We start from the raw sequence: 652 nt of genomic DNA, 5'->3' as shown, positions 1-652 counted from the left end.
GGGGTCGAGCAGACCCAACCATTCTCGGAACTGCCCCCCATCGAGTAGCTCCGCCTCCCGGAACATGAACTCCTCGACGGCCTCACGGGTATCTCGATCGACCGCAACCGCGTTCATCACACCGAACTCCTCGACCAGACCATCAACACTGACTCGATATTCTGCTGAACAGATATGTCCTCCGCTGTAGAGAATGTAAGCTACGTCTCACCGGCCCGTCAAGACAACATCGCCGAATGAACCACGGCCAAAACGGCGCGGAACTAATGATGATGCTGCACAACCGAATCTGGACGCGAGCTCATGGTGGCGCCTCCATCGGATGCGCAATGCCCGGGCGCCTGGCGCGTCACCTTATGTATGTCGACGACGGTCGAAAACTAGGCCAGAAGCGACGGTGAAAAGTAGGCCACGTGGTCGTGGTTATTGTGCCGTGTTGTCGGCTCTGGCGGAGGGCAAGGTGTCGATTCCGGTGTCTTTGAGGCGGTAGCTGGAGCCTTTGAGGGTCAGGACGTCGGCGTGGTGGACGATGCGGTCGATCATCGCCGCGGCTACGACTTGATCCGCCCCGGAATGTCGGGAGGTTCTCTTATCTGAGTGCCTCCTCGGCGTGAGGGTGCCGTTGGCGATGGTAGTAGAGCGCTTCAGCCCG

Annotated in this window: 1 protein-coding gene and 1 pseudogene; both read right to left on the bottom strand. The window is 59.5% G+C overall.

Features of this window, described 5'->3' with window-relative positions:
• Positions 1-117: pseudogene (locus tag RMCN_RS31965) on the bottom strand (aromatic-ring-hydroxylating dioxygenase subunit beta); the annotation flags it as partial.
• A 306-nt stretch (positions 118-423) separates the two neighbouring features.
• On the bottom strand, positions 424-652 hold a 229-nt coding region (locus RMCN_RS31320), incomplete at its 5' end, for an ATP-binding protein (protein ID WP_234787542.1).

The sequence above is a fragment of the Mycolicibacterium novocastrense genome, assembly GCF_001570485.1.
Classification (GTDB): Bacteria; Actinomycetota; Actinomycetes; order Mycobacteriales; family Mycobacteriaceae; genus Mycobacterium; species Mycobacterium novocastrense.
This window is presented reverse-complemented; position numbering and strand designations above follow the sequence as displayed.